Origin of the sequence: Streptomyces sp. NPDC058773 (assembly GCF_042746015.1) — a bacterium.
Lineage (GTDB): Bacteria > Actinomycetota > Actinomycetes > Streptomycetales > Streptomycetaceae > Streptomyces.
In genome coordinates this window covers 163,804-178,476 of sequence record NZ_JBHYPE010000006.1, presented here as the reverse complement: position 1 = coordinate 178,476, position 14,673 = coordinate 163,804, and the positions used below count along the sequence as shown (strand labels likewise).

The 14,673-nt window shown below is 72.2% G+C and carries 11 protein-coding genes; 2 read left to right on the top strand and 9 right to left on the bottom strand.

What is annotated here, in order from left to right; all coding sequences use genetic code 11:
- Positions 1-74: 74 nt before the first annotated feature.
- The 3 genes from ACFW5B_RS08175 to xylB form a co-directional block, all read right to left on the bottom strand.
- The gene (locus ACFW5B_RS08175; protein ID WP_386435186.1) at positions 75-1,487 is read right to left on the bottom strand and encodes a family 2B encapsulin nanocompartment shell protein; all 1,413 of its coding nucleotides are present in this window, start codon (positions 1,485-1,487) and stop codon (positions 75-77) included.
- A gap of 165 nt (positions 1,488-1,652) precedes the next feature.
- A complete protein-coding gene (locus tag ACFW5B_RS08170; protein WP_386435006.1) occupies positions 1,653-2,960 on the bottom strand; it encodes an ROK family protein in 1,308 nt (435 codons plus the stop codon).
- 64 nt (positions 2,961-3,024) lie between these two features.
- The gene (xylB, locus tag ACFW5B_RS08165) at positions 3,025-4,452 is read right to left on the bottom strand and encodes a xylulokinase (RefSeq protein WP_386435004.1); all 1,428 of its coding nucleotides are present in this window, start codon (positions 4,450-4,452) and stop codon (positions 3,025-3,027) included.
- Between the two features lie 130 nt (positions 4,453-4,582).
- Between xylB and xylA the strand changes: the two genes are divergently transcribed.
- On the top strand, positions 4,583-5,746 hold the full coding sequence (xylA, locus tag ACFW5B_RS08160; protein ID WP_386435001.1) for a xylose isomerase: 1,164 nt from the start codon (positions 4,583-4,585) through the stop codon (positions 5,744-5,746).
- Positions 5,747-5,765: 19 nt separating this feature from the next.
- Here xylA and ACFW5B_RS08155 read toward each other — a convergent pair whose 3' ends face one another.
- Positions 5,766-6,731 (bottom strand): acetylxylan esterase, encoded by a 966-nt coding sequence (locus tag ACFW5B_RS08155; protein ID WP_386434998.1) that lies wholly within the window; start codon positions 6,729-6,731, stop codon positions 5,766-5,768.
- Between the two features lie 134 nt (positions 6,732-6,865).
- On the opposite strand from ACFW5B_RS08155, the gene ACFW5B_RS08150 reads away from it, so the two are divergent.
- Positions 6,866-7,717: a hypothetical protein gene (locus ACFW5B_RS08150; RefSeq protein ID WP_386434995.1), complete on the top strand. Its 852-nt coding sequence runs from the start codon at positions 6,866-6,868 to the stop codon at positions 7,715-7,717.
- Between the two features lie 117 nt (positions 7,718-7,834).
- On the opposite strand, the gene ACFW5B_RS08145 is transcribed toward ACFW5B_RS08150, so the two are convergent.
- The 5 genes from ACFW5B_RS08145 to ACFW5B_RS08125 all read right to left on the bottom strand — a co-directional run bounded on the left by ACFW5B_RS08145 (position 7,835) and on the right by ACFW5B_RS08125 (position 14,597).
- A complete protein-coding gene (locus ACFW5B_RS08145) occupies positions 7,835-8,665 on the bottom strand; it encodes an amino acid ABC transporter ATP-binding protein (RefSeq protein ID WP_386434993.1) in 831 nt (276 codons plus the stop codon).
- 5 nt (positions 8,666-8,670) lie between these two features.
- Positions 8,671-9,456 carry an amino acid ABC transporter permease gene (locus ACFW5B_RS08140; protein WP_386434990.1) on the bottom strand — a complete coding sequence of 262 codons (786 nt, stop codon included), beginning with the start codon at positions 9,454-9,456 and terminating at the stop codon, positions 8,671-8,673.
- Between the two features lie 11 nt (positions 9,457-9,467).
- Positions 9,468-10,265, bottom strand: coding sequence for a basic amino acid ABC transporter substrate-binding protein (locus tag ACFW5B_RS08135; protein ID WP_386434987.1), 798 nt, complete (start codon positions 10,263-10,265; stop codon positions 9,468-9,470).
- A 167-nt stretch (positions 10,266-10,432) separates the two neighbouring features.
- A complete protein-coding gene (mmuM, locus tag ACFW5B_RS08130; protein ID WP_386434984.1) occupies positions 10,433-11,353 on the bottom strand; it encodes a homocysteine S-methyltransferase in 921 nt (306 codons plus the stop codon).
- 190 nt (positions 11,354-11,543) lie between these two features.
- Positions 11,544-14,597: a glycoside hydrolase family 2 TIM barrel-domain containing protein gene (locus ACFW5B_RS08125; RefSeq protein WP_386434981.1), complete on the bottom strand. Its 3,054-nt coding sequence runs from the start codon at positions 14,595-14,597 to the stop codon at positions 11,544-11,546.
- Positions 14,598-14,673: the final 76 nt, after the last annotated feature.

Sequence of the window (14,673 nt, the reverse complement as noted above, 5' to 3'; positions counted from 1 at the left end):
ACGCGGAAATCCGAGCGTCGGGGCGGTGGGAACTGCCGCTGCCGGAACGCTCCGGTTCGCTGTCGTGGGGGCGCTCAGTGGCCGATCTGTACGTCGTCGAGAACACCCAGCGCATCGGGCACCAAAATGGCCGTCGAATAGTAGGCGCTGACCAGATACTTGATGACCGCCCGGTCGTCCAGGCCCATATAACGCACCGAAAGGCCCGGCTCGTATTCATCGGGAATTCCGGTCTGATGCAGACCGACGACGCCCTGCTTCTCCTCGCCGGTGCGCAGCAGCAGAATCGAACTCGTCCGCTCCTTCGTCACCGGAATCTTGTTGCACGGGAAAATCGGCACCCCGCGCCAGGACGGCAGCGAATGCCCCATGAAATCGACCGCGGTCGGATACAGTCCGCGGGCGCTGCACTCCCGGCCGATGGCGGCGATCGTCAGGGGGTGGGCGAGCAGGAAGCCCGGGTCCTTCCAGACCGTGGCGAGCAGTTCGTCGAGGTCGTCGGGGGTGGGCGGGCCGGTGCGGGTGTGGACGCGCTGCTTGAGGTCGGCGTTGTGCAGCAGGCCGAACCCGGGGTTGTTGATCATCTCGTGCTCCTGGCGCTCCCGCAGCGCCTGGATGGTCAGCTTCAGCTGCTCCTCGACCTGGTTCATCGGGTCGCTGTAGAGGTCGCCGACCCGGCTGTGGGCGCGCAGCACCGTCTGCGCGACGCTGAGTTCGTACTCCCGGGGCGCCAGGTCGTAGTCGACGAAAGTGGCGGGGAGCGACGGCTCGCCATGATGCCCGGAGGCCACGGAGACCGCCGATTCGCCGCTGGTGTTCATCGGCCGGGTGGTGTCCGCACGGGCCGACGAAAGGTGTTCGCGCAGCCCGGGGGAGCGATCGGTGATCTCCTGCGCGGCCTGCCGGGACAGCGTCATGACGGTCACCCGGGTCACCGCGCGATAGCTGAAGCGCCAGGTCCCCTCGGGGTCGGTGAGCGGCTCGTCGCCGAGGTGGTCCCCGCCGGCCAGCGCCTCCAGCACGGTGTCCTCGCCGTATTTGCCGGTGCCGATACGGTCCACCCGGCCGTGCACGATCAGCACCAGCCGGTCGCCCGGACCGCCGGCCTCGGCGATGACTTCACCGGGCGCGAATTCCTGCTGGGTGAAGCGGTCGCCGAGCGCGGCCAGGACCTCGGTATCGGTGAACTCCCGCAGGGCGGGCAGCTCGCGCAGCTCCTCGGGGATGATCGCCACATCGCTGCCGCTGGTGTCGAAATCGATGCGCCCGTCGCCGAGCGTGTAGGTCAGCCGGCGGTTCACGCGATAGGTGCCACCGGACACCTGCACCCAGGGAAGCAGCCGCAGCAGCCATCGGGAAGTGATGCCCTGCATCTGCGGTGCGGTTTTGGTGGTGGTCGCCAGATTCCGCGCCGCAGTGGTGCTCAGGCTGGAATTCTGGGCTTCTTCCGCACTGCCGTGCAGCGATTCGTCGGCAATTGTCACAATGCCACCTGTCCATTCGAAGGGTGCGATGCGGACCGCCCCGAAACCCCGTTTTCAAGGCAGCTCCGCGGCACCCCGCCGAACCGACGGTAGTCGTGCTGTTTTTATCAGCACAATCGCTCGATTGGGTGGCATGGAATTCCCGCGCCATGGAAAGGTTTAGCGGGCTCAATTCCGGGGAGAGTGTGCCGGGGCACGGGAGTGCAGGGGATCGTCCAGGACGCCCTGGAGTGCGGCGTGCGCCGCCCCCAGCAGCGGTCCGTCGGCGCCCAGTTGGGACACCGCCACCCGGGGGCCGTCGCCGCTCCCCTCCTCCGGCGCAGGCCCGTTCCCCGGCGCCCGGCCACCACCCGCGACGGCCGTCCGCAGCGTCAACTCCCGCTCCAGGGACGGCAGGACCCAGGGCGCCAGCCCGGCCAGCGCACCCCCGAGGACCACCGCCTGCGGGTCGAGCAGATTCACCGCCCCGGCGAGCGCGATCCCCAGCGCCGTCCCCGCTTCGTGCAGCGCACGGACCACGGCGGCGTCCCCGTCGGCGGCACGGCGCGCCAGCAGACCGGTACGGGCCCCGGGCCCCGGATGCGCCGCCGCCTGCTCGGGGGTGAGCCCGCCCGCCCGCAGCACCGCCGGTTCCCCCGCGTACTGCTCCAGACAGCCACGGCCGCCGCAGTCGCACGGCGGGCCGTCCGGATACACCGGCACATGCCCCAGCTCCCCGGCGAACCCCCGTGCACCCCTCAGGAGTTGGCCGTCCACGACGACCGCGGCGCCGATCCCGGCCTCCGCCGACACATGCACGAAGTCCGGCGGCGGGGCGGTCCGGCCGGCGCCCCCGCCCAGCCACAGTTCGGCCAGGGCGCCGAGGTTGGCCTCGTTCTCGACGGTGAGGGGAAGGGCGGACGTGCCACCTTCCGGGGCGGTCGACCCGGTGAGCCCCGGGGCGAGATCGGCCGTCCGCCAGCCGAGGTTGGGGGCGTGCACCACGGTCGTCGCATCCCGGGCCACCAGGCCGGGCACCGCGACCGTCAGCCCGGCCGGCCGCAGTCCCTCGGCCGCGAGCTGCGCGGTCACCCCGGCCAGCAGGGCGGACAGCCGCCGCAGCACGGGCCCGGGAGCGCTGTGCCGGTTCGCCGCATCGGCCGCCACCCGGGCCCGGACCCGTCCGCGCAGATCGACCGCACAGACCGCCAGGTGGTCGACGCCTATCTCGGCCCCTATCCCGGCCGGGCCGCGGTCGCTGACCGTCAGTTCACTGCCCGGCCGGCCCCGGCCACCGGTCGCCGCCCGCGCCGACTCGACCAGCAGCCCGGCCCGCAGCAGCTCGTCGACGAGCGGGGCCACCCCCGCCCGGGTCAGCCCGATCCGGGCCGCGACCGCCGGCCGGGAGAGCGGCCCGTGCGCGGCCACGGTCCGCAGCACACGGGCCAGATTGCGCCGCCGGATGCCGCGCTGGGTGTCGCCGCCGGGCGCGGTCACAGGGTCTCCTCGGGGTGCGGGCGGGAGGCGCTCTCCCGCCGGGTCCACGGCTTCGCGGAGGCGGTCACCGCAGCAGCGGCGCGCCGTCGGCGAGCGTATCCGTCAGCCGCTCCCAGGCGGCGTCGTCCCGCGGCTGCGCCTCGTACTCCGCACCGTGCGCCGTCCCCCAACGCCGGGCCACCGCCGCCGGATCCTCCTCCAGCAGCAGCCCGGCCGCCTGCGCCGCCGCCCCGAGCGCCACCAGCTCCTGCGCCTCGGGCACCACCACCGGACGGCCCGACAGCCGGCGCACGGTCTCCCGCCAGGCCCGGCCCCGCGCACCGCCGCCGATCAGCAGCAGCGGCGCGTCGGGCGCGGCCTCCGCGTCCAGCACCCGGTCCAGCGCCTGCAGCAGGGTGAACACCGCGCCGTCGTAGGCGGCCTGGAGCAGCTGGCCGGCCGTGGAGTCGTGCCGCAGCCCGTGCACCAGGCCCGAGGCGCCGGGCAGATTCGGGGTGCGCTCGCCGTCCAGGAACGGCAGCATCACCACACTGCCGCCCTCCTCCACGGCCTCCCGGTCGCGGCCCAGCAGCGCCGCCACCCGGTCAACGGCGAGCGTGCAGTTCAGCGTGCAGGCCAACGGCAGCCAGTCGCCGCGGGCATCGGCGAAACCCGCCACGGTGCCGGTCGGATCGGCGGGCCGCCGCGTGGAGACCGCGTAGACGGTGCCCGAGGTGCCCAGGCTCAGCACCGGGCGGCCGGGACGCAGGCCCAGACCGAGTGCGGCCGCCATGTTGTCCCCCGTGCCGGCCGCCACCAACGCGCCCTTGGGCAGCGGCAGTTCACCGGCGTGCACGGTCCCGGCGGCCTCGCCCGGCCGTGCCACCCGCGGGAGCAGACCGGGGTCCAGTCCGATGTGCGCCAGGAGGTCCGCGTCGTAGGACTCGGTGGACGACGCCCACCAGCCGGTCCCGGACGCATCGCCGCGGTCGGTGACGGCCTCGCCGGTGAGCCGCTCGGTGAGGTAGTCGTGCGGCAGCCGGACCGCGGCGGTGCCGGCGGCCGCGGCCGGCTCGTGCTCCCGCAGCCAGGCCCACTTGGCCGCCGTGAACGCCGGGCCCGGCACACTCCCGAACAGGTCCGCCCAGGCCTTCGCGCCGCCCCGCTCCGCGATCAGCCGCTCGCTCTGCGGCGCCGGCCGGACGTCGTTCCACAGCATCGCGGGCCGCACCGGCGCACCGGCCGCGTCCAGGGTGACCAGCCCGTGCTGTTGCCCGCCGACGGACACCGCCGAGGCCTGCCGCGCCGCGTCGCCACACTGGTCCAGCGCTTCGCCCAGCGCCTGCCACCACTGCCGGGGATCGCTCTCCTTGCCGGCGCCGCCGCTGACCGAGTGCGGCGCCTGACCCCGGGCGAGGACCGCACCGGTCACCGCGTCCACGACCAGTGCCTTGGTCGACTGGGTGGAGCTGTCCACCCCGACGACCAGCGGTCCCGCTGACTGTGCGCCCATCGTGCGGTCTCCCTCGGTGGCCGGTCGTCCATGGTCTCGGTCCAGGGGGTTCCCCGGTGTGCTGCCGCATATTAGTTTGGCCGCGGCAGAATTTGTAAAGTGCCTTGACGAAATGATCGAGGGAGTTGCGATGAGCCGCCGGCCCACGCCCGGGGACAAGTTCAGCTTCGGCCTGTGGACCGTCGGCTGGCAGGGCCGCGACCCCTTCGGGGACGCCACCCGCAGCGCCCTGGACCCCGTCGAGACCGTGCACCGCCTCGCCGACCTCGGCGCGTACGGCGTCACCTTCCACGATGACGACCTGATCCCGTTCGGCGCCGGCGGCATCGAGCGCGAGGCGGCCGTCAGGCGCTTCCGGCAGGCGCTGGACGCCACCGGCCTGATCGTCCCGATGGCCACCACCAACCTCTTCACCCACCCCGTCTTCAAGGACGGCGCGTTCACCGCCAACGACCGCGACGTCCGCCGCTACGCCCTGCGCAAGACGCTTTGCAACATCGACCTCGCCGCCGAACTGGGCGCCCGCACCTATGTCGCATGGGGCGGCCGGGAGGGCGCCGAGTCCGGTGCGGCCAAAGACGTCCGGGCCGCCCTGGACCGGATGAAGGAGGCCTTCGACCTCCTCGGCCAGTACGTCCTGGAGCAGGGCTACGACCTGAGGTTCGCCCTCGAACCCAAGCCCAACGAGCCGCGCGGCGACATCCTCCTGCCGACCGTCGGCCATGCCCTCGCCTTCATCGAGCGGCTGGAGCACCCCGCGCTCTTCGGCGTCAACCCCGAGGTCGGACACGAGCAGATGGCCGGGCTGAACTTCCCGCACGGCATCGCCCAGGCGCTGTGGGCCGACAAGCTCTTCCACATCGACCTCAACGGCCAGAGCGGGATCAAGTACGACCAGGACCTCCGCTTCGGCGCGGGCGATCTGCGCGCCGCCTTCTGGCTCGTCGACCTGCTGGAGGTGGCCGGCTACGACGGGCCGCGGCACTTCGACTTCAAGCCGCCGCGCACCGAGGACCTGAATGGCGTCTGGGCCTCGGCAGCCGGCTGTATGCGCAACTACCTGATCCTCAAGGAGCGCGCGGCGGCCTTCCGGTCCGACCCGGTCGTCCAGGACGCGCTGCGGGCCGCGCGCCTGGACCAGCTGGGCCGGCCCACCGCCGAGGACGGACTGGCCGGCCTGCTCGCCGACACCACCGCCTACGAGACCTTCGACGTCGAGGCGGCGGCCGCCCGCGGGATGGCTTTCGAGCATCTGGACCAGCTGGCGCTGGAGCATCTGCTCGGCGCGGTCTGAGCGGCCGTGGGCGGTCCGCTCACCCGAGCAGGCAGCGCAGGAACGCGATCTCGGCGGCCCGCTGTTCACCGCCGCCGCTCTCATGGGCGTTGAACCGCCATATCTTCAGCTCCTTCGCGCCCGTGTAGTGATGGAACGCGGCGAAGCCGGTGGACGGCGGCACCACGTCGTCGCGCAGCGCGGTGCCGAAGAGCGCCGGGGCGGTGGCGCGGGCGGCGAAGTTGAGGCCGTCGAAGTGGTCCAGGGTGTGCAGCGCGGTGTCGATCCGGCCGCGCGCCCCCGCGAAGTAGCGGATCAGTTCGCCGTACGGGCCGGCATCGGTGATCTCGACCGCGCGGCGGATGTGCGTCAAAAACGGTGCGTCGATCAGCGCCCCCGCCAGGCCGGGGACCAGGCCCGTCATCGCCAGGGCCAGTGCGCCGCCCTGACTGTGCCCGGCGACCACGATGCGGTCGGCGTCCACCGCGTCGTGCCCGCGCGCCGCCTCCACGGCCCGTACCGCGTCGGTGAACAGCCGCCGGTAGTAGTAGCCGTCGGGATCGAGCAGTCCCTGGGTCAGCTTGCCGGGCACGCCGGGATTGCCGGAGCCGACCGGATCGGGGGTGTCGCCGGGCCGGTTGGGGCCGCTCTGGCCGCGGGTGTCCATGACCAGCGTGGCGTACCCCGCGGACGGCCACAGCAGCCAGTCGTGCGGCAGCAGCCGCCCGCCGCCGTAGCCGAGGTACTGCACCACGCACGGCAACGGGCCCGCGGCCGCGCGGGGGTACAGGAACCAGCCGCGGACGGGGTGCCCGCCGAAGCCGGCGAACGTCACGTCATGGGTGCGGAGCAGGGCGAGCCCCGTATCGATCTCGGTGAAACGCGGGTCCAGGTCATGGGTCCGGGCCTCGACCAGAGTGCGCCGCCAGAACGCGTCAAAGCCGGCCGGTTCGGGACGCGGCGGGCAATAGGCGTGCAGCTCCTCCAGAGGAAGGTCGGTGAACACGGGAAACCTCCGAGCCGTAGGCTGGCTTGCTGTCTGACGCCAACGGTGCCCAGGGTCCGGACAATTCAGACGTGCATTGTTCCAGGTTGGTCACCGAGTCCCGTATAACCGAGTAAAGAAGCGATCATTTCCCCATGAGCTTTCCGCCGCCCCCGCCTCCGAACCAGCCGAACCAGCCGCCCAACGCCGCCCCGGGCGGCTTCGGTCCGCCGGCCGGTGCATACGGGCCGGGCGGACAGGGACAGGGCGGGTACGGCCAGGGTGGCTACGGCCGGCCCCCGGGCGGCCACCAGGCCCCCGGCGGCTTCGGCCCGCCCGGGAGTGGCTACGGAACGGGCGGCCCCGGCGGCTGGCAGCAGCCGCCCGGCCCGCCCGGCGGTGGCGGCAACGGCAAGACCATCGCGGCGATCATCGGCGGTGGCGCGGTCGTACTGGCCGCCGTCATCACCCTCATCGTGATGAACACCGGTGACGACAACGGCAAGCACCGGGCCCAGCCGTCCAGTTCGAGCACCGGCGCCACCCCGTCCGAGAGCGCGTCCCCGACGTCCTACGACGAGCCCACCCCCACGGACGAGCCCACCGGCGGCCCCACCGACAGCGACTTCGAGAGCAGCCTGCCGTCGCCCCCCGCGGGGAAGATCCCCTTCTATCTGCTGAAGGTCGGCGACTGCTACGACCGCCCGGCGGACGGCGGCGCCAACAACGACGAAGCCTCCTGCAACGGTCCGCACGACGCCGAGGTCGTCACGCTCCACCGCCTGGGGTCCGGCCTCACCAGCGAAGCGGACATCAAGAACAAGGCGTCCTCGCTGTGCCGCAACGAGCTGGCGCGCAAGGCTGCACGGCAGCCCGCGGGCACCGCCGAGGGCACCCACATCGAGTACCCCAACCTCAACGGCTACCGGCTCGGCATCAAAACGGTCAGCTGCAGTCTGACGGGCAACAGCACCGGCACCAAGAAGCTCAACAAGCCGCTGTCCTGAAGCACCGCCCGGGACGGCGGCCCAACGGGGCGGGGGCAAAACCCTTCCGGCGTTCCGCCCCCGCCCCGTCGGCGCGGCGCACCACAGCGGACCGGTGCCCGCCGGGTCCGCCCACGCTCAGCGGTCGACCCGCTTGCCGGCCGGTCCGGTGTCCGTGACCTCGCCTACCTCGGCGGCCGCCGGATCCAGCACCCGCGCCAGAAACGTCCTGGTCCGCTCGTGCTGCGGGGCACCCACCACCTGCTCCGGTGTGCCCTGCTCGACGATCACACCGCCGTCCATGAACACCACCCGGTCGGCGACCTCCCGGGCGAAGCTCATCTCATGGGTGACGACGAGCATCGTCATCCCCTCCTGCGCCAGCCCGCGCATCACCGCCAGCACATCACCGACCAGCTCCGGGTCCAGCGCCGAGGTCGGCTCGTCGAAGAGCATCAGCTCCGGGTCCATCGACAGCGCACGGGCGATCGCCACCCGCTGCTGCTGCCCGCCCGACAACTGCGCCGGATAGGACGCCGCCTTGTCGCTCAGCCCGACCCGTTCGAGGTTGGCGCGGGCGATCCGCTCCGCCTCGGTGCGGTCGCGGCGCAGCACCCGCCGCTGGGAGATGGTGAGGTTCTCCAGCACGGTCAGATGCGGAAAGAGATTGAAGGACTGGAAGACCATCCCGATCCGCCGCCGGACCCGGTCGATGTCCACATCCGGGTCGGTGACCTCGGTGCCGGCCACCACGACCCGGCCCGCGCTCGGCTCCTCCAGCAGATTCACACAGCGCAACAGGGTCGATTTCCCGGACCCCGACGGCCCGATGACACACACCACCTCACCGCGCGCCACCGAGAAGTCGATCCCGCGCAGCACCTCCAGCTCCCCGAAGGCCTTGCGCAGCCCCTGTACGTCGATGGCCTGCGGGTCCACCGTCTCCGGTGCCGTCTGCTCGGTCGTCACGCCGCTCACCTGGCCTTCGCCGTACGGGCCTCCAGCCGACGGACCAGCTGGCCGAGGGGGAGGGTGATCACGAGATAGAGCAGCCCGGCGATCAGGATCGGGGTCAGACTCTTGTGCTCATTGAGCGCGTCCCGGCCGAAGTTGGCCAGTTCGAACTGGCCGAGGGAAAGCCCCAGCAAATACACCAGCGAGGAGTCCTTCGTCAGCAGGATCAGTTCATTGGTCAGCGGCGGCAGCACGATACGGAACGCCTGCGGAATGACGATCGAGGCCATCGCCCGCCCCTGCGACATCCCCAGGGAACGCGCCGCCTCCGTCTGCCCCTTCGGGACGGCCTGAATTCCCGCCCGGATGGTCTCCGCCATGTAGGCCGCGCCCACCAGACCGAGCGACAGCATCACGGTGACGTTCATATCGAGTGCGACCTCGAAGGCCAGCGGCACACCGAAGCCCAGCGCGATGAACACCAGCAGACAGGGAATGCCGCGGAAGAACTCGATATAGGTGACCGCGATCCAGCGGTAGGGCGGCACCGACGACAGGCGCATCAGCGCCAGTACCAGCCCCAGCGCCAGCCCGAACCCGAAGCCGAGCAGGGTGTAGAGGACGGTGTTCACCAGCGCCGTGGTGATGATTTCGGGGAACAGCGCCTTCGCGACCCCGACGTCGAAGAACGCCAGCCGCAGCTGGTGCCAGTCGGCGATCAGCGCGAAGACCACAACGGCGGCGACCAGCACGCCGTACTGCACGCCGCGGATGATCCGCGCGCGCTGTCTTTTGGACACAGACATGACGGGCGGCCTCAGCTCTGCGGGGTGGTGCCGAACCACTTCTTGTAGATCCGGTCGTAACTCCCGTCGGATTTCGCCTTCTTGAGCACCGCGTTGATCTTCTTGCGCAGCGCGTCATTGCCGGTGCGTACGCCGATGCCGTAGTGCTCGCCCGTATTGAATTCCGCGGTGACCTTGGTGTCCGGGTTCTGCTTCACGTAGTCGAAGAGCACCCCGTTGTCATTGATGCCCGCATCGACCTGGCCGGACTTCACCGCGGTCAGCAACAGCCCGAGGTCCTCGAACTCCACCAGTTCGACGCCCTTGCCGTGGTCCTTGGCGTAGATCCCGCCGGTGGTGGCCTTCTGGTAGCCGAGCTTCTTGCCCTTGAGGTCCTCGATCTTCTTGAAGGGCTTGCCCTTCTTGGTCAGCAGCGCCTGGGTGGCATTGAAATAGGGGTCGGAGAAATCCATGACCTTGTCGCGCTGGGGCGTGATCGTCATGCCCGCGGCGGCCAGATCGCATTTGCGGATGGTGAAGTCCTGGCCGGTCTCGATGCCTTCGAAGGGCGTGTTGACGATCTCCTGCTTGACGCCGAGATCCTTGGCGACCAGATCCACCAGATCCACGTCGAACCCGACGACCTTGCCGTCCTTCTTCACCTGGAACGGGGCGTACGGAAGGTGGGTGCAGGTTTTGAGAGTGCCGGAAGAGACCAGTTCCAGTCCGCCGGAACCCTTCTTCCCGTCGGACTTGGTGCTGCTGCACCCCGCCAGTACGACGACGGCCGTGGCGACGGCTATGACAGGCAACGCGGAGCGAGCGGACACAGGTCCTCCAGAGCGGATACAGATCTCCAAGCCATGCATGCTGCGATGTGGCTGCATACTGCCACCGGCCAGGGGCTCTGTCCCCGCCTCGTCGGTTGCGTCTGTGTAACGCCTTCGGACCGCGTCCGGGCCCGCCGGTGCCGCCGGCCCCGCTCCAGGGGCGCCGGTCAGCGGCCCAGACCGGCCGCCAGCTCGGCGATGGCCTCCGGCCCCACCCGGCAGCAGCCCCCGATGAGCCGGGCCCCGTCCGCGGCCCAGCCGGCGACCCGGTCCGCGCAGAACGCCGGGCTGCCGCACCACGCCCGCGCCTCGGCGTCCCAGCTCTCCCCGCTGTTCGGATAGACCACCACCGGCCTGCCGGTGACCTCCGCCGCCGTCCGCACCGCCCGGTCCGCGTCGTCCGGCGCGCAGCAGTTCACCCCCACCGCGATCACCTCGTCCACGTCCGCCGCCACCGCGAACGCCTCCGCGAGCGGCTGCCCGGCCCGGGTACGGTCCCCCGCGACGCTGTACGACAGATAAGCCGGAACCCCCAGCCCACGCACCGCCCGCAGCAGCGCCCGCGCCTCCTCGGCGTCCGGCACCGTCTCCAGCGCCAGCACATCGGGCCGCGCCGCCGCCAGCACCTCCAGCCGCGGCCGGTGGAACCGCTCCAGCTCCGCCACCGACAGGCCGTAGCGGCCGCGGTACTCGGAGCCGTCGGCCAGCATCGCGCCGTACGGGCCCGCCGAGGCGGCCACATACAGCGGCCCGGTGACCCCGCCGGCCCGCGCCCGCCGGGCCGCCTCACGGGCCAGCCGCACGCTCCGGGTGAGCAGCTCCGCGGCCTGCTCCGTGCCGATACCGCGCCGCGCGAAGCCCTCGAACGTCGCCTGATAGCTGGCGGTGATCGCGACCTGCGCCCCGGCCTCGAAGTACGCCAGATGCGCCCGCACGACGGCCTCCGGCTCCTCGGCCAGCAGCCGCGCCGACCACAGGGCGTCGCCGAGGTCGTGCCCGGCGGCCTCCAGCTGGTTCGACAGCCCGCCGTCGAGGACGACCGGCCCCGCGGCGAGGGCGTCGGCGAGCGGCGGGGGCGTGCTGACCATGGTGCGAAACCTCTCGGTGCTGCGGGCGCGCGGATCTCCACGTCTCATCGACGAGCGTAGTGCCGGGTGGCGCGCACGGCCTCGGCCTGTACCGGCGCGCTCGCCCCTGGCCGGCACCGGTGAGCGCGGCACCGCGCGGACCGGCGCCGCCCGGGACGGCGCGGCGCCGGCGTACGGTGCGGTGCGAGGCTCAGCCCAGCGGCCGGAACACGAACGAGAAGCGCGCCGGAGCCACCTCCAGCCGGTGCTGTGGCAGCACCCCGGGTCCGCACGACTGGCTGCCGATGCCGTGCTGCGCATGGTCGAGATGGACCCACAGGTCCCCGCCGGGCCGCAGATCCGTGGTGTGCCGGGCCGCGGCCAGCTCCTCCGTCGGCCACCGGCGCGCCGTGAAGAAGAAGTCCGGGTCACCCTCGATCCGCAGCCCCCAACCATCCGTACGGATCAGTTCCGCCCAGCGCACCCCGGGCCGCGCACCGTTCTCCTGCGGCCGGACATACGGCGTCTGCAGCGCGTCCACCGGCATCGACCAGCCGCCGACCCGGGCCGCGGCCCGGGTGTCCGGATAGCCCTCTCCGGGTCCGCCCCCGAACCACCTGGCGAGGCCCAGGCTGCCGCACACCCGAATCCGCACCCCCAGCCGCGGCAGCGGAACCGGCCAGTCGCCTTCCGGTTCGACACTCAACTCCAGCCGCAGCAGGTCGTGTCGGGCCGTCCAGCGGTAGACCGTGCGCAGCGCGAGCGGAGTTCCGGCCGGGGCGACCCGGGTGCGTACCACCAAGGAGTCCGGGCCGGTTTCGACGGCGTCGACGCGGTGCCGCATCCGGTGCAGACCGAGCCGCCGCCACTCGGTGGCCGGCCGGGGCTCCGGCTGCCAGGGCGCGGCCTCGTCGTTGTCGGTCGGCGCCCGCCAGACGTCCAGCCGGGGCCCGCCGAGCCGCACGCCGCCCAGGTAGCCGAGCGTTCCCGTGCCGGCGTCGAAGGTCCCCGGGCCGAGGACGATCACATGGCCCTCGCCGCGGCGCGGGGCGGCGGTGGCCGCCGGGGGAGTGGTGGCCGGGCGCGGCCCGTACGGCAGCTGGCCCCAGGCGACCTCGTGCCCGGCGGGCGCCCAGGCGGTGTCCTTCTCCAATACGGCGTCGACCGTCCAGATCGCCTCGCCTTCGTCGCCCGGTGCGTGCGGCGGCTCCGGCAGCTCCACCACGGCCGACTCGCCGGGCGCCAACGGGGGGACCTCCAGCCAACCACTGCCGCACGGATTGCCGTCCACCTCGTGGACGTAACGGAATTCCAGGTGGCCGAGGCCGGCGAAGTCGTACAGATTGGTGATCCGGACCGTGCGCCCCGCACCACCGTCGGGCCCGGCCTCGATCCGCACCGGTTCGATGACCTTCTTGAACTCCAGCAGCCCCGGGGACGGCACCCGGTCGGGCAGCACCAGCCCGTCGCAGACGAAGTTCCCGTCGTGCAGCTCCTCGCCGAAGTCGCCGCCGTAGGCGTGGAACACCTCACCGGCGGGCGTCCGCTGCCGCAGCCCGTGATCGATCCACTCCCAGACGAACCCGCCCTGACAGCGCTCAAAGCGCTCGAACAGCCGCTGGTACTCGCTCAGTCCGCCCGGACCGTTGCCCATGGCATGCGCGTACTCACACAGCACGAACGGGAGCGACCGCCGCCGGGCGTCCAGCTCCGGGTCGGACAGTGGTGCCTCCGCGCGCCGCCCGATGCGCTCCACCTCGGCGTGATCGGCGTACATCCGGGAGTAGACATCGGTGTCGGCGCAGCTGCGGTCGCCCTCGTAGTGCAGGGGGCGGGACGGATCGCGCTCGCGCATCCAGGCGGCCATCGCGGACAGCCCGCGCCCCGTGCCGCACTCGTTTCCCAGCGACCACAGCACGATGCTCGGGTGGTTCTTGTCCCGCTCGACCATCCGCCGGGCCCGGTCCAGCAACGCCGGTTCCCAGCGCGCGTCATCGACCGGATTGTCCCGCCAGCCCTGCTGGGCGAATCCATGCGTCTCCAGATCGCATTCGTCGACCACCCAGAGGCCCAACTCGTCGCACAGGTCGAGGAAGGCGGGGTGCGGTGGATAGTGGCTGGTGCGCACCGCGTTGATGTTGTGCTGCTTCATCAGCAGCAGATCACGGCGCATCGTCTCCGGGCCGAGGGTGCGCCCGGACTCCGGGTGGAACTCGTGGCGGTTGACGCCGCGCAGCAGGATCCGCCGGCCGTTGACCTTCAGCAGCCCGTCCTCGACGCGGACCGTACGGAACCCGATCCGCAGCGGAATCCGCTCGCCCGGGGTGGCCAACTCCGCGTCGTAGAGGTGCGGTTCCTCCGCCGTCCAGGGACGCACCGGCACCGTGGCGCTCTCCCCGGTCGCCAGATCGAGACCCAGCGCGGGGACGACCACCCGGCCGGCCGGTGCGCACTCCACCCGCAGGGTGCCGTGCCCCGTGACGTGATCGAAGCCGGCCTGCACGAAGTGGTCGGCGACCGCGCCCCCGGGGCGGCGGTGGAGCTGGACGTCCCGGAAGATTCCGGGCAGCCACCACTGGTCCTGGTCCTCCAGATAGCTGCCCGACGACCACTGGTGGACCCGCACCGCCAGCACATTGCGGCGCGGCCGCAGCAGCGGCCCGACCTCGAACTCGTGCGGCAGCCGGCTGCCCTTGAAGTGGCCCAGCTCCACCCCGTTGAGCCAGACCCGGGCGCAGGACTCCACCCCGCCGAAGTGCAGCACCGCGGACCCTTCGCCCCACCCCTCGGGCAGATCGAAGAGCCGCCGGTGATCACCCGTCGGGTTCTCGTCCGGCACCCGCGGCGGATCGACCGGGAAGGGGTAGGCGGTGTTGGTGTAGGCGGGCGCCCCGCCGGACTGCGGCCGGTCACCGCCCCCGTACGAGCCCTCGGCGGCGAAGCGCCCCTGGAGCGGCCAGTGGCCCGGCACCCGCAGCTCCGGCCACTGCGAGTCGTCGAAGTCCGGCCGGGCGAACGCCTCGTCCTCGGCGGTGGCGCGTGCCGAGAGACGGAACCGCCAGGCGCCGTGCAGCGAGATCCGGGCGGCATCCGAGCGCGCGTACCAGGCGCGGGGTGGCAGCACCCCGCTACTTGGCGAGCGGTCCTCGTAATAGGGGTGGTGTGGCGGGTGGCCGGGGTGCGGTGCGCTGTCCGTCTCGTCGGGGGTCCGCGCGGGCGGTGCGGACGACTCGGGGTGTGGCGCGTGCGGCGAAGTGCCGGTCACTGGTCCTCCTGCTGCGGGCGAGGTGCCTGGCGGTGGGGGATCGCTTCAGCGAACCATGCGCGGCGGCGCGGCGCAG

Bases quoted from the DNA above. Each gene is read 5' to 3' on its own strand.
- xylB (WP_386435004.1), bottom strand. From the start codon at position 4,452: ATGGGCGCACAGTCAGCGGGACCGCTGGTCGTCGGGGTGGACAGCTCC.
- xylA (WP_386435001.1), top strand. From the start codon at position 4,583: ATGAGCCGCCGGCCCACGCCCGGGGACAAGTTCAGCTTCGGCCTGTGG.
- ACFW5B_RS08150 (WP_386434995.1), top strand. From the start codon at position 6,866: ATGAGCTTTCCGCCGCCCCCGCCTCCGAACCAGCCGAACCAGCCGCCC.
- ACFW5B_RS08140 (WP_386434990.1), bottom strand. From the start codon at position 9,456: ATGTCTGTGTCCAAAAGACAGCGCGCGCGGATCATCCGCGGCGTGCAG.
- mmuM (WP_386434984.1), bottom strand. From the start codon at position 11,353: ATGGTCAGCACGCCCCCGCCGCTCGCCGACGCCCTCGCCGCGGGGCCG.